We start from the raw sequence: 19,080 nt of genomic DNA on the forward strand, positions 1-19,080 counted from the left end.
AGAACGCGCTTACGCAGCCAATCAGCATTGGCACCGGACAGAACCGGCTTCTTGTGACCGCCGATCTTGCCGGGCGAAACGCCCCCAGTCTCCCGTCTCAGATTCTTCCACTTCGTTACACAGGACGGGCTGATCTGAAGCGCCTCTGCAATCGAACGAACTGTCTCTCCTGCATCAGCTCGCGCCAGAGCCCGTTCACGAAGGTCTTCTGAATAGGGTCGCGTCATCCATGCTGGCCCCCGTTCTCCAGCACGGAGTTTGAATCAGAAATCGCTCCCGCTGGGAATCCCGATTCTGCAAAAAAAACAACATGCTCTAGAGCCTGACCGGAAATGAGATGAGTCAATTCAAGAGGCACGTGTGGCGACTGCAACTGCGTCATGCTCCCGACAAGCTCGGGCATGAGGAGGGGGGACTGGGGCTCGTGATTTGGATTAAGGAGCCTGCACCTTGTGCGTCAGCTTTGCGAACATTGTCCTTGTTCGACGCAGGGGCAGATGCGCGGCGGAGCTTATCCAGCGCAGTCGTCCAGTCGCGAACTCGAGCAACCTTGATAAAGGCGTCAAGCGCCGGCGAATACTGCCTCCCCGCCACGGCCAAAAGCTGCACCTGGCGCCGGACGGGGTCGCCCTCAATTGGAATAGCGGCGAGCGACGGCAGCCTGGGAGCGTGCTCTGGCGCCAGGATGGCCCCAAAACCGGCGGATGCCATTTGCTGTAGATGCCTTTCCTGATCGCTCCTGTGCACAACTCTAGGGCCTGGATGGTCGGCAAAACAAGCCTGCTTGAATCGGCCTGCGACGTCGCATCCGACTCTTTCGAGAAATACCACCTCATGCAAGCCTTGGGGCGGAATAATGGTTTGTTTCGCCATCGGATGTTTCCGAGACAAGACGAGCACGTATCGCTCCTCGAACAGCCGCCAGCGATCAATACGCTCGGGTGGTTCCACGGTGTCACCGACGAGTGCGGCATTGATCTCGCCATCCAAAAGCATCGCAACGAGCTCGTCGGCATCCGCCTCGCGCAGATCGACTCGAAGGTCAGGGATGATCCTGGCGAGCTCCAAGAGCAAGTCCGTAATCAGTGCGGCGGAGACTGATGGCACCAGCCCAATCTTGAGCGGGGCGATCGTCTTCTTTTGATAGCCTCGCGCCTGAAGCCGTACCGCCTCCGCGGCGGCAAATATTTTCTCCAGCGCGGGCAAAATCATCTTGCCCAGCTCGGTGAGCTGGGTGAGATGACGTTCGCGGTGAATCAACTCGCCACCGAGTTCTTGCTCCAGTTTTTGTACCGCCTTTGTCAGCGCCGGCTGCGTAACATTGCATTGCTCCGCAGCCCGCGTAAAATTCAGTGTCCTTGCTAAGGCTAAGAAATATCGCACCTGATAAAACTGCAGCTGCATACTCATACTCGAAAGATTTGCCGTGGTTCGGACCGTTCCCATTCCTTGCCATGGTAGGGAGGGGCGATGGTCAAGCGGTTTGCCGCGGAGCTTCCGTGGAAACAGATGTCCGCCGGCTCCGAACTGTCGGCTCGCATCTTGCAGAAAGTGTTCGCACCGACGCGGCTTCCCACTAACGTCACGGTGGCGTGGAACATCATAGGCGAGACCAGTTAAATGTCAGGGTTTGCATCGGGATCGACTCGGCCAACTTTTCATCAGGTGCTCATTTAGATCTTCTGAGGTTTCAGTTCTGGACGATTGGAATGAGGGCCGCGGCAAGCGCGGCACGCTCACCGGCCCAGGCCACGGGTCATGGCGAGCAAATGCGCACCGTCCTGGCCATAAGGCAGCACGTAGATTTGCAATTATGAGTGTACTGCGCGATGAATGCGCTGCCCAGCGACGGCGTTGTCCTGTCCCAACACTAGGACAGCAGCTCACTCAGAGGGTCCGAAACACATGTCCGATAGTCCAAATCTTGTATTGCCTCGATCCGATCTCGATGTGCTGATGGCAACCTTGGATGTAGACGTCATTGGGCTCATTGAGTGTTTGGTCAGTCCAGGTTGGCGCCTGTCATTCGGGAGCGCGGACGCGCCTTCTATCCACTACAATCTTTCGGGAACCGGACGAATGGTTGTGGATGGTTTCTCTGCATTTCCTCTGGTACCTCACACCCTTGTCATCACACCGGCCAAGAAGCCGTTTCACATCGAGGTCGATGACCGCACAGCGGCCAAGACAGTGAATGTGGTCGAAGCGCAATGGGATCCGCGCTTCGGCGAGCGAGTCCAGCGATTCGTCGCCGGGGACGTCGACCCGATGGTCATGCTGATCTGCGGGTACTTTCGTGCCACCTACGGCTCGTCGATCGACCTCTTTGCAGGCCTTTCCACGCCGATTGTCGAGCGCTTCGAACCTGGCGATGAACTGGGGTCAAAGTTGCAGGCTGCGTTGGCAGAAATCAGCGGCCGGCAGGTTGGAATGCAGGCGATGACGACCGCCATCCTGAAGCAGGTGCTCGTCACGCTCGTCCGTCGGAGTCTGAATTCGACCAGCGTTTGGCTCGAACGTTTTTCTATCCTGAGTGACCGTCAAATCGCTCTTGCGTTCGCCGATATGGTGGCGCGACCATCGGCCGATCACTCTGTCATGGCCTTGGCGCAGAAGGCTGGCTTGAGCCGATCCGCATTCATGGCGCGCTTTGCGCGCGCAATCGGATGTTCGCCAATGGTTGCGCTCCGGCAAATGCGGATGAAGCGTGCAGCCGATATGCTCGCCGCGAGAACATTTTCAGTTGAGCAGATCGCTCGGGCTGTCGGATATAGGAGCTGCAGCAGCTTTCTTCGTGCCTTTCGCCAAGTGCATGGATACGTCCCGGCAGAATCTGAAGGTGAAGGGCGCTCCGCGCCGCCAGCTCTTCCCCGGTCAGCGCCGCGAATCGGGCGCAGCTGAGGACGAAGTCCGCGACACGTGACATTAGTGCCCCGGTCAGTGCTCGGCCGATGACCTTCTGTTATCGATTGCATGATCAAGAAACATGATCCGCGAGGCGCGACGCGCCCTAGTCTTCGAGGCAGTCCAGTAGCCACCACTAGCTGAGACAGTCGGCGTCAGTTGCATCGTCACCAACCGAATAATCGTTTGCGGTCTACAGAAGGAGGAGCAAATGCCCCGTATTTCCATTCCGACACGCGAGGACGCCCCCGCGGGGTCCAAGCCGATCCTCGACAACGTCGACAAGTTGCTTGGCTTCGTGCCCAACCTGCACCGCCTCATGTCGATCAGCCCGAACGCGCTCTCCGGCTGGGCTACCCTGATGGGATCGCTTGCGAAGACGCTGGACGTCAAGACGAGAGACGGGATCGCGCTGGCGGTGTCGGAGGCGGACGGGTGCGACTACTGCCTGGCCGCGCACAGCTTCATCGCAGGCAACCTGGGCAAAATCCCGACGGACGAAATCGAGCTGAACAGGGAGGGCCGCTCGAGCGATCCCAAGCGCCAGGCTGCGGTCGCCTTCGCGAAAGCGCTCATCGAGACGCGCGGCAAAGTTTCCGACGCCCAGTTTGCGGCAGTCAGGGATGCTGGGTGGACAGACGCCAACATCGTCGAGATGATCGCGCTGACTGCCCAGTTCCTGTTGACCAACTTCATGAATAATGCGGTGCAGACCCCGATCGATTTTCCCCAGGTCAGTCCCGCGAAGGCAGCCTAACGCGAGGTATCCTCCTTTGGAGGGAACGCCGGAGAATCCAATGTCTCGACGGTCCCCGCGGCTTGGTGTCAAGCGCGTCTACGAGCCGCCCAAGGCCTCGGAGGGCACGAGGGTGCTCGTCGACCGCATTTGGCCGCGCGGGCCCACAAAGGAGCATGCCAGCGTCGACGTGTGGCAAGGACATCGCCCCGAGCGCCGCCCTCAGGACCTGGTTTGGCCATGACCCGAACCGCTGGCGCGAGTTTCACAAGCAGTACTTCGAGGAGTTCCGCGCCAGACGGATCTTGTATCGACGGGCAAAGTCACGCTGTTCTTCGGCGCGCACGACACCGAGCGCAACAACGCCGTGGCGCTCGCGAACTTTCTCGTGGCACACTAGTCGGGGTCGATGTTCGGGATCGGAAGCTCGCTCAAGTCGTCATCATAGCTTGCCGCCGGCTCGACGCCGACGTTGTCGTTCGTGCGGATGTCAGCGCTGAGGCCGAGCGTCCGCCCGACGGGACAAATGTTCGCAGCCTGCATCAGCTGGGCGCGCTCCTCATTGCCAAGGTTTCCTTCGAGCCTGATGGAGCGATCGAAGGAGTCGCGGCCGCCATCCCCGCCATGATGGTACGACACGGCTACCTCGACGTGGGAAAGCGGGATTTTCCACCTTCGCGCCTGCAACCGTATCGTCATCGCCGTGCACGCGGCGAGCGAAGCGCTCAGTAACTCGTAGGGATTCGCCCCCGCCGCCGTGCCGCCTCTGCCGTCGGGGCCGCCGATCGAGAACGCCGATGCGCCGGCACGGCCGTTGAGCGTGCCAGCGCCGTCAAGGTCGCCGGCCACCTCAGCCTGTGGGCGGGGAGCTCTGTCGTTGTTCGAGTTCGTCATCGTGCTTTCCGGAGCGGTGTCAGGCGTGGAGGGTCTCGCCGCCCTTGGCATCTGCGTAGTACTGAGGCGCCTCGCGACGGTCGTATTTCCCGTAGTCGCGCACGATCCGCACGCTCCGGACCCTTGCCTTGTCATTCGGCGCGTAAGCATCCTCGTAGGCTTGCGCTGCAGCGGCGTCCCTCCAGGAAATGAGAAGAATCAGCTCGCCGGGCATAAGTATGGCGTCGAAGATGTCCCAGGACGTGCTGTCGGCAGCCCACGGATTCAGGCCGAGCCACTCGGCACAATCGTACGGGTTGCTGGTGTGCTTCCACTCCGCGGGGCGGGTCGCGTTGATCAGCGTGAGCGTCGTTCCTTCCCCGACTTCGGTCTCGTCGAGCCTCTGCTCCGTGAGGGCGTACCCCGGCGGCACTTGATTGTCAGCAGTGATCTGGCCGACGCGCAGGTGGTAGTCGGCGAGGATTTCGTCGCGGCCCTTCTGCTGGACTTCGTGATGGCGCATGCGGGTACGCCAGCGGACGAGCGACTTCTCGTCCCGCCAGTTCGAAAGCGAAAGGATCCAGCCCTCGCGGGTCAGGCTCTTGTAGCGGATATTGTCGACGAAGCCCTCTTCCTGCTCCAGCTCGGGGCGCAGCATCTTGGCGTTGTCGAGGTAGTCATCCCAGTTCTCTTTATTGGGGAAGGCCTCGAAAATCACTGAAAACATGCTCGTATCCCGCTTTTAAAGTCTGCGACGCAGTCGATCTCGATGTCGAAGTTCCCAGGCAGCGCGCCGCCCTTCACGGCAAAAGACCTTCAAGCCGTCGATATCGATCGTTTTGGACAGCATCCCCGTGGCTCCGGTTTCCTTCATCGACACCTCTCTTGCAAAGATCGTCTCTCAAGCGCCATAGCGTTCGGTCTTGATCGCCCTCGCTTCCAGTCCCAAGGCGAGAGCGGCGTCCGCTGCGATGTCGACGAAGGCGTTCGACCCGCACACGAAGGCGCAGGCGGGCGACATAGTCAGCCGCGCCGCGACGTCAGCGACCATCCTGGCGTCGACCCGCCTGCTGAAGTCGGTGTGGCGCGTCGCTGGCTCGCGTGTCAGTGCCAAGGCTAGCGCGAGATCGGGAAGCGACCTCTCGAGCTCGAGGAGCTCGTCCCTGAACAGTACCTCACGCCAGGTCCTGGAGGAGAGCAACAACGCGACAGGCACGGGTTCGGAGCTGGCTTTCCGATACCGGATCATGGCCATGAGCGGCACGACGCCGGAGCCGGCGCCGATCAAGAGCACTGGTCCGCTGGAAGGCCCCGGCCAGAGAAAGTGTCCACCAAGCGGCCCGCGAAGCTCGATCGTGTCGCCTACTTGCGCGACGTCGTGGAAGAACGGTGAGACCTCGCCGTCAGTGAGGCGCTCGATGGCCAGCTCGATCACTTTGGAATCGCTCGCGTCCGAGGCGATCGAGTAGCTGCGCATGGCAGTGTAGCCGTTGGGCGCAATCAGCCGCACGTCAACGTGCTGCCCTGCCGTGTAGTCGAACGTTTCGGAGAGGCGGAGAAAGAAGCTTTTGATAGCCGGCGTCCTCGTCGCGATCTCGATAATCGCGCAGCTCTGCCATCGCGCTGTTGCGGCAATCGCTTCAGTCATTCGTGTATCGCTGCTCATGCCACGGATCGCCGTACATGTGGTACCCTCGCAACTCCCAGAAGCCGGCTTCGTCACGCTCCGTGAACTGAAGCCCGTTCACCCACTTTGCCGACTTCCAGAAGTAGAGATGGGGCACGAGCAGGCGTGCTGGTCCGCCGTGCTCGCGTGGCAGTGGCTGGCCTTCGTACTTGATCGCGACCATTGCCTTCCCGGTCGTGAGGTCCGCGAGTGGCACGTTGGTGGAGTATCCGTCGTAGCAATGTGCGAGCGCAAACGGAGTGGGTGCGGTAAGGCCAGCGTCGGCGAGGATGTCGTCGACAGCTACGCCCTCCCAAGCGGTGTTGAGCTTCGACCACGAGGTCACGCAGTGGATGTCTCGCGTCATCCTGGTTCGAGGGAGCGCGTTGAACTCCGACCAGCTCCAGGCTTTTACCGGACGAGGTCCGACCTTCAGCGTGAATGTCCAGTCCGCGGGCTCGATCCGCGGCGTGGGGCCGGCCGTAAGCACCGGGAAATTGTCGACGAGGTGCTGTCCCGGGGGAATCCGGCCCGATGGTTCTGATCCGGATTGGGGGCCTCTGAAACCGCGAGTGACCATGGTGGATTTCCTCGTGTCGGTGCGTGGAATCAATCATCTGGCGCGGTCGCGAGCGGCCGGCGCCCGGGCCCGCGCGGGCGCACGGTCACGAACGCCGCGCGCCGCGGTTCCCAGCCGCTAGGGGAACGTCAGGCCGAAAGCGGCCGGATCGGGCTGCTCGCCTTTGCGTGGGACCAAGAAGCGCTCCAGTCCACCCGGCACGAAGCTGAGCAGCAGGGTCGCCTGGTCGCCGACCACCTCGATCGTATGCGGCACACCGCGGGGGAGAGCCGCGTAGGCGCCCGGCCCCACCTCGACACGGGCATCGCCGACTTGCGCGATTAGCTTCCCCTGCACCACATAGAGTAGCTCGTCCTCGCGCGAGTGTGTGTGCAGTGGCGGCTCCTCTCCGGCCCGCAATGTCCACATGACTGTGCCATATTCGCCTCCGGATTGGCTGCTCTCCACTTTGATCTCGACGCTCGAGCCTCCGCTCGAGGTCACCGTCTCGCCACCGTGGGGCGGCGTAAGAACCGGCTGCTGGACTGACATTTTGTAGACTCCTATTGTTGGACCTAGTTGACTTCGCAGTGGCGGCGAAAGGTTGCCGCTCACAACGTACCGCGAAGCATCGAATTTCGCGGGGCGAATGGGAAATGACGTCACGCCATGAAGTCGATAGCCGCGCGTTATGACGGCCCTCCGCCTTCTGAATCGGATTCGCGGGCGCGCGAGGCCGACTGCTGCTGCTGCTCGGTCAGGACCCTGACGGCCTCGGTGAGCTTCAGGACTTCCCACTCGCGGAGTTGGTCGATCTTCTCGTGCAGCAGCTCTATCTCGAGCTCCGCCTTCACGTTGATGCGGTAGTCCTTCTCCGCGGCCTTGCGATCGATGTTCTGCTGCCGGTTCTGGCTCATCATGATGACCGGCGCCGCGTAGGCGGCCTGGAACGAAAGCGCGAGATTGAGAAGAATGAACGGGTAGGGGTCCCAGCCCCTGATCGCGCCCACCAGGTTGGCGGTTATCCAGACGATCAGGATCGCGCTCTGGACGATGATGAAGCTCCACGATCCCATGACGGTGGCGACCGCATCAGCTATCCTTTGCCCCGGCATCAGGCGCGCAACCGCCGGGGGCTCATCCATGGCCTGAAGCCGAAGCGAACGGCTCTCTCGCCTGAGGTCGGCGAGCAGGTCGTGCTCGGCCTGTTCCATGCTGTCCTGGTCTTCCGCCTGCTCTTCCGTGCTGCTAGCAACCCGTTCCGCTTGAGGGCGGGGCCGAGGCAGCCAGCGCCCTGCCGCGTTCTCATCGCGTCGCCAGCCGTTGAGTTTCGCGGCGGTCCGCGATGGCCCGCCCTTAGTACCAAGCGCCGGCAAGCTCGTTCTCGCTCGGTTGCTGCCGCGTGTGCCCGGCGGTCGTCGTCGCGCACTACCTGACGTCAACCCCGTTCCAGAAAGCCACGTAGTCCTTGATGTTCGCGGCCGCCGTCGACGGCTCCGGGTAGTACCACGCAGCGTCCTCGTTGGTCTTTCCGTCCACCACTAACGAGTAGTACCTCGCCATACCCTTCCACGGACAGCGGCTCGTCCTCGAACTCCGCTGTAGGAATTCCTTGCGGACACTCCCGGGCGGGAAATAGTGATTTCCCTCGACGACGACCGTCTTATCCGACTCCGCGATCGTCGCACCGTTCCAAGTCGCCGTCGTCATTCCCTGTTCCTCGTCCTGCTGCGTTGTCGCGATGACTCCGACGCTATCGCGCGCCGCGGCCTCCGCGAAATAACGATCGGGAATGGATTGCATAGCGCTACGCTTCGCCGGCCACCCCACCGTGACGCAGTGCCCAGCCGGTCGATTGGCTGGAAACGGTTGGCCGCCGGCGTGCGTGTCGTGGACATGCGGGCGCACTCGCCACCTCCGCCTTGCTAATGGACTTCGCCCGACCAATCGCGGAGCCGCGCAACTTTGACGAAAGCGTCCAGTGCCGGCGAGTAGCGGCGCCCCTGCACAGCTAGCAGCCGCACCTCCCGCGAAACCGGTTCGCCTTCGAGCGGAATGGACTTGAGCGTCGGAAGGCGCGGCATGTGCTCGGGCGCGAGTATCACGCCCAAGCCAGCCGCGGCCATGTGCTGCAGGTGCAAGTCGTGACCGCTGCAGTGCCCTAGGCGGGGCGGTTCCTCGGGGAAATACGACCGTCGGATCTTCGGGGCGACGTCGCATCCGGCGCGTTCCAGCAACACGGTCTCGCGGAGGTCGTCGATGCCGATCGAGGGCCGGTTTGCGAGCCGGTGTGTCGGCGCGAGAACCGCAACGTAGCGCTCCTCGAACAGCGACCAGTTGTCGATGCGGGCAGGGATGTCCTGCACGTCCCCGACCATTGCGGCGTTGATTTCCCCCTCAAGCAAGAGGTCGACGAGCTTCTCCGCTGCGCCCTCGCGCAGCTCGACGTGAAGTCCAGGGACGAGCTTTGCGATCTCCGCGATCGGATCGAGGACGAGCGACACCGAGATGGAGGGGGCGAGGCCAATCTTCAGTGGCGCAACCTCCTTGCGTTGGAACTCCTGGGCTTTGCAACGCACCGCCTGTGCCGAGGCCAATGTGTGCTCGAGCATCGGAAGGACTTCCTTCCCAAGGTCCGTGAGCTGCGTCAACTGGCGCTCGCGGTAGATCAACTGGCCGCCGAGCTCCTGCTCGAGCTTCTGCACCCCCTTGGTCAGGGCGGGCTGCGTGACATTGCACTGCTCGGCTGCGCGGGTGAAATTGAGTGTGGACACTACTGCGAGGAAGTAGCGAACTTGATGAAGCTCCATGGGCTGTTCTCTGTCAAGTTGCCGCGGACTATACTGACGAGCCTTGCGTCGTTCCCTGCGGACTCGGGCGCTTGTGGTTGTTTACTACGAGAGGGAAGGCGACCTCGGTGACTGTCAACGGCCGCCTGGTCTTCAACGAGGTCGGCTTGGCGGCTGCCGTCGCTGGGCTCGGGCTCCACTCGACGACCGTGCGCGCCGCCGCGAGGAAGGAGATCTCGGAAGCCTTGGTCATGCGCGTCCTCGCTGACTGGAGGTCGAACTGCACGCGGTCTTTCTGGCGCGCAAAGCTGTGAAGCCATCCGCGCTTGCATTCGTCGACTTGCTTGCTTCAAGTACCGTCATGATCGTTCCTTCTGGGTCGCGCTTGCGCTCCGAGTTCCCTTGGAACCGGGGGGCAGGGCGCTTATTGACCCACGTGCGCCGCCATAGCGAGTAAAGCCCGGCAAATCGCTCCAAATTGCCGCTAAAAAGCAGGAGGATCAGCGTCGGCCGTATCGGGCAAGACTAAGAGACGGCTGGCATTTCTGAGGCGATGGAGTACGATTTTCGCCAGGCTGGAAAGAGGCAGCGCGTGTGCGCACGAGGAGCTTGATCAGCCGACTTCAAGCCGAAGCCCGACGTCGGAGACTGACAGATGGTACAGCAGTCGCTGAACGTCGCATGCTCGGACGATAGCTCTCAAGTGTTGTGGGAGGACGGCGAGCGTGTGTTGAGCCGTGGCTGGCGACTGGGCGACAATGGCAACCGGGTCGCGGTGCTGCTTGTTGCCGCTGCGGCCGACCGTCCGTCCCGCTCAAGTCTCGATCGCCTCGCTCACGAATTGAGCTTGAAGGATGAGCTGGAAGCAGCCTGGGCCGTGCGACCGCTCAAGGTGGAGCGCGGCAGCGGCCGAACCATGCTATTGGTGCTCGAGGATCCGGGCGGCGAGCCGCTCGCCAGGCTACTCGGCTCACCCATGGATGTGGGAGGCTTCTTGGCCCTCGCGATCGGCGCCGCAACAGCTCTAGGCAAGCTCCACCAACGCGGCCTCATCCACAAAGACATCAAGCCAGCTAACATTGTGGTGCACTGCGCTGATGGACACGTGCGGCTCACCGGATTTGGCATCGCATCGCGCCTGTCCCGCGAGCGGCAGGCGCCCGAGCCGCCCGAGACCATCGCCGGTACGCTTGCCTACATGGCACCCGAACAAACCGGGCGGATGAACCGCTCGATCGACGCGCGCAGCGATCTCTACGCCCTTGGCGTCACGCTGTACCAGATGCTTACGGGCGTTCTGCCCCTAACAGCGGCCGATCCCATGGAGTGGGTGCACTGCCATATTGCCAGAAAGCCGGTGCCGCCAGCGGAGCGCCTAAAGAGTGTCCCTGCGCCCGTCTCGGCGATCATCATGAAACTGCTCGCCAAGACACCCGAGGATCGTTACCAGACCGCCGGTGGTGCCGAGCGCGACCTGCGACGCTGCCTGGCGGAATGGGAAGCGCGCCGCCACATCGATGACTTCCCGCTCGGCCTGCAGGACACGCCGAACGAGCTGCTGATCCCCGAAAAGCTGTACGGACGAGATCGTGAGATCGCGACGTTGTTTTCCTGCTTCGATCGCATCATCAAGACCGGTGTGCCGGAGTTGGTGCTGGTCTCAGGATATTCCGGCATCGGTAAGTCCTCAGTCGTCGACGAACTACACAAGGCGCTCGTGCCGAAGCGCAGCCTGTTCGCGTCTGGCAAATTCGACCAGTACAAGCGCGATATCCCTTACGCGACACTCGTGCAGGCTTTTCAAAGTCTCGTCCGGTCTATCCTCAGCAAGAGCGACACCGAGTTGGCAAGCTGGCGCCGCGCGCTTCTAGAGGCGCTGGGATCGAACGGACGGCTCATGATCGACCTCGTACCCGAACTCAAGCTAATCATCGAGGACCAGCCACCGGTTCCTGAGTTGCCGCCACAGCAGGCACAAAGCCGTTTTCAACTCGTATTTCGGCGATTCATTGGCGCATTTGCTCGCTCGAACCAGCCACTGGCGCTCTTCCTCGACGACCTGCAGTGGGTCGACGCAGCGACGCTTGATCTGTTAGAGGACCTGTTGCGGCCAGATCTGGGGCAGGGGCACCTGATCTTGATCGGTGCCTATCGCAACAACGAAGTCGCTGCGGCCCATCCGCTAAGGAGAAAGCTCGACATCATCAAGGCCGCCGGCGGAAAGGTCGCGGAGATCAAGCTATCGCCGCTCGCCCAATCGCACCTTGACCAGTTGGTTGCGGACGCTCTTCGCTGCGAGTTAGAGCGTGCTGCGTCGCTCGCGAAGCTCGTGCATATGAAGACCGGCGGCAATCCGTTTTTCGCCATTCAATTCCTGTCTTCGCTCGTCGAGGAAGGATTACTCACATTCGATCATGATGGCGCGCGCTGGTCCTGGAATATCGACCGCATTCACGCCAAAGGTTACACCGACAACGTCGTCGATCTTATGGTCGGGAAGCTCACCCGCCTGCCGACCGAGGCGCAGAATGCTCTGCAGCAGCTGGCTTGTCTTGGAAACATTGCCGAGAGCACAGCACTTTCGATGGTTCTCGGGATTTCGGAGGAGCAGCTCGATACGACTCTGTGGCCGGCCCGCCATCAGGAGTTGGTCGAGCGTGTGGCAGGCGCTTACCGGTTCGTCCACGATCGCGTTCAGGAGGCCGCCTATGGGCTGATCCCGGAGCAACTGCGCGGCGAGGCGCACCTTCGAATAGGGAGACTTCTGGCGGCGCGGACGTCTCCGGAGAAGCGGGATGAGGCGACCTTTGAAATCGTTAATCAGCTCAACCGAGGTCTTGGTTTGATCACATCGGTCGATGAACGCGAGCAGGCCGCGGAATTGAACCTGGCTGCAGGCCGGCGCGCCAACGCATCGACTGCCTACGTTTCGGCGCTCAGTTACTTCATTACCGGTCGAGGCCTATTGGCAGAGGATTGCTGGGAGCACCGGCGGGAGCTCATCTTCGCACTCGACCTTCATCGCGCCGAGTGCGAGCTCTTGACTGGCGCGCTCTCGGACGCAGAAAACCACTTGGCTGCATTATCTGCTCGCGTCACGGATATGGCTGATCGAGCGGGTGTGGCGCGCCTCGGAATCGACCTTTACCTCACGCTCAATCAGCCCAGCCGCTCGGTCGCCGTCGGTCTCGAGTACCTAAGGTACCTCGGCATCAGCTGGTCGCCGCATCCGACGGATGAGGAGGCGCGCCGAGCGTATCAGCGTATCTGGTCGGAGCTCGGCCGGCGCGCGACCGAGGAACTGATCGCCCTTCCCTTGATGACCGACCCGGCATCCCTCGCCGCGCTGGATGTCCTGAACCGGCTCTCTTCGCCGGCACAATACACCGACCTCAACCTCTACACGCTCGTCGTCTGCCAAATGCTCCGTCTTACCTTGGATCGTGGCAACAGCGACGCGTCTGCCGTCGCCTATGGCCGGCTTGGAATGATCGCCGGGCTGCGGTTCGGCGAGTACGATGGCGCGTACCGCGTCGGGCGGCTCGCTTATGAGCTCGTCGAGCAGCGTGGACTATGGCGTTTCCAGGCGGGTGTGTACCTGAATTTCGGAAATATGGTCATGCCTTGGACAAGGCATATCAGAACATGCTGCGAACTCATTGGCCGCGCATATGACGCGGCGCAGAAAGCCGGCGACCTCGTGTATGCGGGGATCTGCTCCGGGCTGAGAGTCCTGAATCTTCTTGCGGTCGGTGATGCGCTTGCCGACATCGAACGTGAAGCTGAAAGGGTACAGTGTGGCCACATACAGCTTGGCACCAACCTCGAAATCATCAGTGTCGCACTCGCTATAGCACGAATGCTGCGCGGCGCGACGGCGAGATTCGGCTCCTTGGATGACGGGCAATTTGACGAGCGACGAATCGAACGCGATTTCGCCAACACTTCGGATGTGACGGCCGGTCAATGCTTGTATTGGATCTGCAAGCTGCAGGCCCGCTTTATGGCTGGTGACTATGCCACGGCGGTTGATGCTGCATCGAGGGCGCAGCCGCTTTTGAGCATGTCCCTCACGATCATGGAGGCGGCCGACTATCACTTCTACAGCGCCTTGTCGTACGCGGCGTTCTGCGATTCGATGCCCGCCGGCCAGCGGACGTCGACTCTGGAGGCCTTGGCCCCTCATCACAATCAGCTCGTCAGCTGGGCCGCGGCCTGTCCGGAAAACTTTGAAGACCGCGCAGCGTTGGTTGGTGCGGAGATTGCCCGGATTGATGGCCGCGCGTTCGATGCCATGAATCTTTACGAACAAGCCATCCGTTCGGCACAGGCAAACGGTTTTGTCCAAAACGAGGCGCTCGCCAAAGAGCTGGCGGCGCGCTTTTACGCCGCGTGCGGCTTCGAGCAAATCGCGCACCTGTATCTGCGAGACGCCCGCGATTGCTACTTGCGCTGGGGCGCGGACGGCAAGGTTCGCCAACTCGTTGCGATGTATCCGCGCCTCAGGACGGAAGAACCCGCACCTGCTTCGACAAGCACCATCGCAGCGTCTGTCGAGCAACTCGACCTCGCAACGGTGATCAAGGTGTCGCAGGCCATATCGGGCGAGATCGTGCTGGAGAAGCTGCTCGAAATGCTTATGCGCACTGCGCTTGAACAGGCCGGTGCCGGACGAGGCTTGTTGATTGTTTCACGCGCGGCTGAGCAGCGGATCGTCGCCGAAGCCACGACCGGTGGCGATTTGGTGACGGTACATGTGCGCGACGAGGACGTGGCTGCGACAGTGCTGCCGGAGTCGGTGCTCCACTACGTCCTGCGCACCCGGGAAAGTGTTATTCTCGACGATGCGTCATCTCACAATCCATTTTCTGCCGATCCCTACATCGTTAAGTGTTATCTGCGCTCTATTCTCTGTTTGCCGTTAATCAACCAGGGAAAGATTACAGGCATTCTCTACCTGGAGAACAATCTGACACCCAGAGCCTTTACGCCCGATCGCGTCGCTTTGTTGACGGTGGTTGCGTCGCAGGCGGCGATCTCGCTGGAAAATTCGCGGCTTTATCGCGACGTCGCAGATCGCGAAGGGAAGATCCGGCGTTTGGTCGACGCGAACGTCATTGGGATCATCATTGCCGACCGCGAAGGTCGAATTCTTGAGGCGAATGACGCGTTTCTACGCATCGTAGGATATGACCGTGAGGACTTGCTTTCGGGCCGCGTGCGCTGGACCGAGCTGTCCCCGCCCGAATGGCGCGAGCGCGACACATTGACCCAAGCAGAACTGAACTCAACCGGGATAGTGCAGCCCTTCGAGAAGGAGTATTTTCGGAAAGACGGCAGTCGCGTGCCTGTGCTTGTTGGTGCCGCTCTGTTCAAAGAAGGAGGCGAGGAGGGCCTTGCATTCGTGCTCGATTTGACCGAGCGCAAGCGTGCGGAGGACCGCCTCCGCGTGCAGCATACCGTCGCGCAGGTCTTGGCGGAAGCGGCCACGATCGAGGAGGTCACTCCGAGAATACTGCGGGCCATGGGCGAGTGTCTGGGATGGGACGTAGGCGCGCTCTGGCGCGTGGACCGCGAGGCCGAGGCGCTGCGCTGTGTCGAGCTTTGGCATAAAGCGTCGATCGAAATCCCCGAATTTGAAAGAGCCGATTGGCAGATCACCTTCAGTCCGGGGGTGGGACTACCGGGCCGGGTGTGGTCCAGCCTCAAGCCCGCATACATTCCGGATGTCGTTCCTGATAAAAACTTGCCGCGCGGACCCATCGCCGAACGCGAAGGACTACACGCAGCGATCGGCTTTCCTATCCTGCTCGGGAGCGAAGTCTTGGGCGTGATCGAGTTCTTCAGCCGCGAGATCAAGCAACCCGATCAAGAGCTGCTCGACATGGTGGCCACTATCGGCAGCCAGATCGGTCAGTTCATTGAACGCAAGCGCGCCGAGGAAGCTCTGATGCGAAGTAAGGATTATTTGGCGGAAGCGCAGAAGCTGACGCATACAGGCAGTTGGGCATGGGATCCCCGCACGGAACAGGTGCTGTATTGTTCCGAGGAAATGTTCCGCATTTACGGATTGGATCCACGGTCGAGCCTACCTTCTCGAGAAAATTTCCGACAGCAGATTCACCCCGAGGATCGCGACTGGGTAAAGGAGAGATTTGAGGAGTCGCTTCGCAAAAAAATTGACAGCTACGCCGAGTACAGGGTTGTTCTGCTAGATGGAACAGTAAGGCACATCAGTGCCTCGGGTCATCCGGTTCTCAACGACGATGGCGAGCTCATCCAGTTTGTCGGTACCGCTGTAGATGTGACGAAGCGCAAACAAGCTGAGGAATCATTGCGGGAAAGCGCGGCGAATCTCGCCCACATGAACCGCGTGAGCATGATGGGAGAGTTAGCAGCCTCCCTGTCGCACGAGATCGCGCAACCGATCGCCACCGCACGCAACAACGCCCGCGCGGCCCAGAATTTTCTGAAGATGCAGCCGCCGAATCTGGGCGAGGTCAGGGAAGCACTTTCCTGCGTCGTCGGAGATGCTGATCGGGCCGGAGAAATCATCGATCGCATCCGAGAGCAAATCAAGAAGACGCCGCCGCGAAAAGAGTGTTTTGATCTCAACGTGGTAATCAGGGAAGTGATTGTATTGGCTCGAAACGTGACCCTCAGGAACGGCGTTTCGGTCCAGACCCGGCTTGCGGAGGGACGACTTTCGGTTCTGGGGGATCGTGTTCAGCTGCAACAGGTCTTGCTGAATCTGATTCTGAACGCGGCTGAAGCAATGGGTTTGATGGAGGAGGGGGTGAGAGAGCTGTCGATCAGCAGCGAGGAGGATCGAGCGGGCGTCGTCGTGGCCGTGCGTGATTCAGGGCCAGGCGTCGATCCCGAGCATCTCGACCGGGTCTTTGACGCCTTCTACACCACGAAGCCCAGTGGAACGGGCATGGGGCTGGCGATCTGCCGGTCTATCATCCACGCTCATGGCGGCAGGCTATGGGCGGACATGAATGAACCCCGCGGCGCCGTGTTCCAGTTCACCTTGCCGGGAGCCGGACGGGAGCTCACGACCCTTCCTCAGGCGAGCTTGCTAACCTGAGAGCCGCGCAAACACATCGAGTGAGATGGTCCTCATCCACCGGCTTACGTAGGTAGCACAGGACTCCATCATTCAGGGCGCGAGCCCGGTCAGCATCATTGGGAAAGGCCGTCACGAGGATTGTGGGAATTGGGTTGCCCGTGTCGATAAGGCGCCGGTAGAGTTCGAGCCCGGTCATCGCAGGCATATGGATGTCGGCGATCAGGCAGGCTGTTTCGGCAAGCTGCGGCGAGGCGAGAAAATCGGCGGCGGACGCGAAAACGTCGACCGTATAGCCCAGCGATCTCATGAGCCTGCACATGGACTCACGAAGGAACCGATCATCTTCAACGACCGAAACCAGTATCTTTTTCATCATACCGCACCCATGGCCGTTCGCTGGACGCGTCTGGGGCAGACAGCTATCAGATTCTAGTGACGCTCCGCATCGAATTGCTCGATCTCTGAGAGGATGCCACCAGTGTGCCGCCTGTGCCCCGTAAACTTTGGTTTATCTGGACAGTGACTACGAAATTCAATCCGGCATGGCTTGTGATCGGGGCTTTCCTCGGATTGAAGCAGTCGCGGGATCAGCGGTCTAACTCCAGGACTCGCTCGAGCGGCCTAAGCCTTCGTATGATCGACGCGCCCCTTTCGGATGCCCGAGCTCAACCCGCGCTCAATTGAGCCGCTGGTGACAATCCTCTTAGTCTTAGTGCATTCGATGCGCACAGGCCAAAAGGAGAAAACAATGCCTTACCGCTGGGAAAGTCAGGGGCCTGACAAGGCAATGCGATGCGCAGTCTGCGAAGGCAAGTTTGGTCTCGTCCGGCATTATTCGTGGCGAACGCCGCTTTGCTCCAGGAAGTGCGTCGATCGCTTCAACGCACGCCGCCAAGCTGACCACAATTGGATGGGTTGGCTCCAATTCGCTTTCGACCAGTCGTCCGAAAACCGCGCGCCATGAAGCTTCAGATTTCATATCGAGGCAAGGAATACTTGAAGACAGCGCAGACTTTGCTTCGTACTGCCAAAACCATGACGGACCAAGCCATTGCCGCTCAGCTTAAGGCTCTTGCTGACGACTACGAGCGGCGAGCAGAGAGGGCTTCGCTCGACGATGCAGCCAAGGCGTTGGCTCGATCTGACGAGCGCTGAATACGCGTGGCATACATGAACTGATGGCAGTTCCCTCAGCACCTATTGGGCCGACCTGAAATCGAACTCCGGCCGAAAGTCGATCCGAGCTTCCGAGGAGCGAGCTGTGTCAGCGCGCGTAGGCCTTGATGTATCCGGCGCGTGTCCATTGGAAAAAGGGGCTGTTCAGGTTCCACGATTAGGATTAGCGTGGTCTGACTGACCTGCAAAACAAGATGCAGGCTGAGTTCGTGATCTCTTCCGAGTGGCAGCGATGCCTGACGCTTCCTCCACCGTGTTGGTCATCGACGATGATCCGGATCTCCGTGCGTCGGTCGGACGCCTGCTGCGATCGCTTGGCATTGACGTTCAGCTATTTGCCTCGATTTCCGACTTCCTTAAATCCGATCTACCGGATTGCCCCACCTGCCTGGTGCTTGATATCAGATTGCCCGGCCAAAGCGGCCTCGATTTCCAGCGCGAGCTAGCTGCGGCAAACAGGGAGATCCCGATCATCTTCGTCACGGGCCACGGCGACATACCGATGTCTGTGCAGGCAATGAAGCGGGGTGCGATCGAGTTCTTGACCAAGCCGTACCGCGACCAGGATCTTCTCGATGCCATTCAGCTCGGCTTGGCCCGCGATCGTGCGCGGCGGGAGAATGACAAGGAGTTGATCTCCCTTAGGCAGCGTTTCGCCTCCCTTAGCCCCCGGGAGCGCGAGATCGTAATTCAGGTGGCGCGAGGCCGCCTGAGCAAACAGATTGCCCACGACATCGGCATCGCCGAGGCCACGGTGAAGGTACATCGCAGCAGGGCGATGCAGAAGATGCAGGCCGGCTCGCTCCCAGAACTCGGCCGGATGGCTGACAAGCTCAATCTGATGCCTGACGCACCGCAACGCTCTTAAAGTGTGCTTTTTGCGCAATCTACTATTCGCGCCGCCGGATGAGCTAAGCAGCCGCGCAATCTGCAAAGCATTCCAGGAGAAAAAGGCCGGCGGGCGCTACGCCGCCGACCATTTCTTGCAACTGCCGGCTCGCGGGGTCCGGTTCCGCTGCGATTCTCATCTCTGAGCGCCAGGGCAAACTAAGAGCGGGCTGCTATGCACTGGCGGTCAGCATCGATTGAATCATTACTCCAGAGGGGCGGCCGACTCTATCGTACGTCAGTATTGCGCGATTGTACGAAGGGAGGTTCGCATACCGACTTTGGCTACTGCCTGTTATACGCCGATTTATCGATCGCCAAGTGACATGCAGATGCGCGGTCTTCGAAGCCCTCTCCCGGCTTGTAAATCTTAGTTTAGGCAACGCAACCAAATCTGTCGTTGCTGCCACCCGCGTC

The 19,080-nt window shown here is 60.7% G+C and carries 17 protein-coding genes and 1 pseudogene; 6 read left to right on the forward strand and 12 right to left on the reverse strand.

What is annotated here, in order from left to right:
* Together J6525_RS38395 and J6525_RS38400 are read right to left on the reverse strand one after the other, a co-directional pair.
* On the reverse strand, positions 1–227 hold a 227-nt coding region (locus J6525_RS38395), incomplete at its 3' end, for a helix-turn-helix domain-containing protein (protein WP_225648522.1).
* A gap of 151 nt (positions 228–378) precedes the next feature.
* Positions 379–1,404, reverse strand: a complete 1,026-nt coding sequence (locus tag J6525_RS38400) for a LysR family transcriptional regulator (protein ID WP_225648523.1) — start codon at positions 1,402–1,404, stop codon at positions 379–381.
* Between the two features lie 501 nt (positions 1,405–1,905).
* Here J6525_RS38400 and J6525_RS38405 point away from each other — a divergent pair.
* The 3 genes and pseudogenes from J6525_RS38405 to J6525_RS38415 all read left to right on the forward strand — a co-directional run bounded on the left by J6525_RS38405 (position 1,906) and on the right by J6525_RS38415 (position 4,040).
* Positions 1,906–2,901: a helix-turn-helix domain-containing protein gene (locus J6525_RS38405; protein WP_225648524.1), complete on the forward strand. Its 996-nt coding sequence runs from the start codon at positions 1,906–1,908 to the stop codon at positions 2,899–2,901.
* Between the two features lie 214 nt (positions 2,902–3,115).
* Complete coding sequence (locus J6525_RS38410; protein ID WP_225648525.1) at positions 3,116–3,661, forward strand: carboxymuconolactone decarboxylase family protein; 546 nt, start codon at positions 3,116–3,118, stop codon at positions 3,659–3,661.
* A gap of 40 nt (positions 3,662–3,701) precedes the next feature.
* Positions 3,702–4,040 (forward strand): annotated as a pseudogene (locus J6525_RS38415) (DUF488 domain-containing protein).
* On the opposite strand, the gene J6525_RS38420 reads toward J6525_RS38415, so the two are convergent.
* The 9 genes from J6525_RS38420 to J6525_RS38460 form a co-directional block, all read right to left on the reverse strand.
* Positions 4,037–4,534: an OsmC family protein gene (locus tag J6525_RS38420; RefSeq protein ID WP_225648526.1), complete on the reverse strand. Its 498-nt coding sequence runs from the start codon at positions 4,532–4,534 to the stop codon at positions 4,037–4,039. The pseudogene J6525_RS38415 and the gene J6525_RS38420 overlap by 4 nt on opposite strands.
* A gap of 19 nt (positions 4,535–4,553) precedes the next feature.
* Complete coding sequence (locus tag J6525_RS38425) at positions 4,554–5,240, reverse strand: antibiotic biosynthesis monooxygenase family protein (protein WP_225648527.1); 687 nt, start codon at positions 5,238–5,240, stop codon at positions 4,554–4,556.
* A gap of 174 nt (positions 5,241–5,414) precedes the next feature.
* The gene (locus tag J6525_RS38430; RefSeq protein WP_446471737.1) at positions 5,415–6,179 is read right to left on the reverse strand and encodes an FAD-binding oxidoreductase; all 765 of its coding nucleotides are present in this window, start codon (positions 6,177–6,179) and stop codon (positions 5,415–5,417) included.
* Positions 6,154–6,759 (reverse strand): sulfite oxidase-like oxidoreductase, encoded by a 606-nt coding sequence (locus J6525_RS38435; RefSeq protein WP_225648528.1) that lies wholly within the window; start codon positions 6,757–6,759, stop codon positions 6,154–6,156. Before J6525_RS38435 ends, J6525_RS38430 begins: the two co-directional genes overlap by 26 nt.
* A 117-nt stretch (positions 6,760–6,876) precedes the next feature.
* Positions 6,877–7,290, reverse strand: a complete 414-nt coding sequence (locus J6525_RS38440; RefSeq protein WP_225648529.1) for a cupin domain-containing protein — start codon at positions 7,288–7,290, stop codon at positions 6,877–6,879.
* Positions 7,291–7,427: 137 nt separating this feature from the next.
* Positions 7,428–7,952 (reverse strand): DUF1003 domain-containing protein, encoded by a 525-nt coding sequence (locus J6525_RS38445; RefSeq protein WP_225648530.1) that lies wholly within the window; start codon positions 7,950–7,952, stop codon positions 7,428–7,430.
* Positions 7,953–8,166: 214 nt separating this feature from the next.
* Entirely contained in the window at positions 8,167–8,448 is a 282-nt protein-coding gene (locus tag J6525_RS38450; RefSeq protein WP_225648531.1) for a DUF427 domain-containing protein, read from the reverse strand.
* Between the two features lie 215 nt (positions 8,449–8,663).
* Positions 8,664–9,548 (reverse strand): LysR family transcriptional regulator, encoded by an 885-nt coding sequence (locus J6525_RS38455; RefSeq protein ID WP_225648532.1) that lies wholly within the window; start codon positions 9,546–9,548, stop codon positions 8,664–8,666.
* Between the two features lie 28 nt (positions 9,549–9,576).
* A complete protein-coding gene (locus J6525_RS38460; protein ID WP_225648533.1) occupies positions 9,577–9,780 on the reverse strand; it encodes a hypothetical protein in 204 nt (67 codons plus the stop codon).
* Between the two features lie 402 nt (positions 9,781–10,182).
* On the opposite strand from J6525_RS38460, the gene J6525_RS38465 reads away from it, so the two are divergent.
* Positions 10,183–16,617, forward strand: a complete 6,435-nt coding sequence (locus J6525_RS38465; RefSeq protein ID WP_225648534.1) for an AAA family ATPase — start codon at positions 10,183–10,185, stop codon at positions 16,615–16,617.
* On the opposite strand, the gene J6525_RS38470 is transcribed toward J6525_RS38465, so the two are convergent.
* Positions 16,583–16,972, reverse strand: a complete 390-nt coding sequence (locus J6525_RS38470) for a response regulator transcription factor (RefSeq protein WP_225648535.1) — start codon at positions 16,970–16,972, stop codon at positions 16,583–16,585. The genes J6525_RS38465 and J6525_RS38470 overlap by 35 nt on opposite strands.
* Positions 16,973–17,559: 587 nt before the next feature.
* Between J6525_RS38470 and J6525_RS38475 the strand changes: the two genes are divergently transcribed.
* Together J6525_RS38475 and J6525_RS38480 are read left to right on the forward strand one after the other, a co-directional pair.
* Positions 17,560–17,754 carry a hypothetical protein gene (locus J6525_RS38475; protein ID WP_225648536.1) on the forward strand — a complete coding sequence of 65 codons (195 nt, stop codon included), beginning with the start codon at positions 17,560–17,562 and terminating at the stop codon, positions 17,752–17,754.
* Between the two features lie 253 nt (positions 17,755–18,007).
* Positions 18,008–18,643: a response regulator transcription factor gene (locus J6525_RS38480; RefSeq protein WP_225648537.1), complete on the forward strand. Its 636-nt coding sequence runs from the start codon at positions 18,008–18,010 to the stop codon at positions 18,641–18,643.
* Positions 18,644–19,080 lie beyond the last annotated feature (437 nt).

This window comes from Bradyrhizobium australafricanum (assembly GCF_020329495.1).
GTDB lineage: Bacteria > Pseudomonadota > Alphaproteobacteria > Rhizobiales > Xanthobacteraceae > Bradyrhizobium > Bradyrhizobium australafricanum.

Coding starts and splice junctions, on each gene's coding strand:
- J6525_RS38400 (WP_225648523.1), bottom strand. CDS start 1,404: ATGCAGCTGCAGTTTTATCAGGTGCGATATTTCTTAGCCTTAGCAAGG.
- J6525_RS38405 (WP_225648524.1), top strand. CDS start 1,906: ATGTCCGATAGTCCAAATCTTGTATTGCCTCGATCCGATCTCGATGTG.
- J6525_RS38410 (WP_225648525.1), top strand. CDS start 3,116: ATGCCCCGTATTTCCATTCCGACACGCGAGGACGCCCCCGCGGGGTCC.
- J6525_RS38420 (WP_225648526.1), bottom strand. CDS start 4,534: ATGACGAACTCGAACAACGACAGAGCTCCCCGCCCACAGGCTGAGGTG.
- J6525_RS38425 (WP_225648527.1), bottom strand. CDS start 5,240: ATGTTTTCAGTGATTTTCGAGGCCTTCCCCAATAAAGAGAACTGGGAT.
- J6525_RS38430 (WP_446471737.1), bottom strand. CDS start 6,179: ATGAGCAGCGATACACGAATGACTGAAGCGATTGCCGCAACAGCGCGA.
- J6525_RS38435 (WP_225648528.1), bottom strand. CDS start 6,759: ATGGTCACTCGCGGTTTCAGAGGCCCCCAATCCGGATCAGAACCATCG.
- J6525_RS38440 (WP_225648529.1), bottom strand. CDS start 7,290: ATGTCAGTCCAGCAGCCGGTTCTTACGCCGCCCCACGGTGGCGAGACG.
- J6525_RS38445 (WP_225648530.1), bottom strand. CDS start 7,952: ATGGAACAGGCCGAGCACGACCTGCTCGCCGACCTCAGGCGAGAGAGC.
- J6525_RS38450 (WP_225648531.1), bottom strand. CDS start 8,448: ATGACGACGGCGACTTGGAACGGTGCGACGATCGCGGAGTCGGATAAG.
- J6525_RS38455 (WP_225648532.1), bottom strand. CDS start 9,548: ATGGAGCTTCATCAAGTTCGCTACTTCCTCGCAGTAGTGTCCACACTC.
- J6525_RS38460 (WP_225648533.1), bottom strand. CDS start 9,780: ATGACCAAGGCTTCCGAGATCTCCTTCCTCGCGGCGGCGCGCACGGTC.
- J6525_RS38465 (WP_225648534.1), top strand. CDS start 10,183: ATGGTACAGCAGTCGCTGAACGTCGCATGCTCGGACGATAGCTCTCAA.
- J6525_RS38470 (WP_225648535.1), bottom strand. CDS start 16,972: ATGAAAAAGATACTGGTTTCGGTCGTTGAAGATGATCGGTTCCTTCGT.
- J6525_RS38475 (WP_225648536.1), top strand. CDS start 17,560: ATGAAGCTTCAGATTTCATATCGAGGCAAGGAATACTTGAAGACAGCG.
- J6525_RS38480 (WP_225648537.1), top strand. CDS start 18,008: ATGCCTGACGCTTCCTCCACCGTGTTGGTCATCGACGATGATCCGGAT.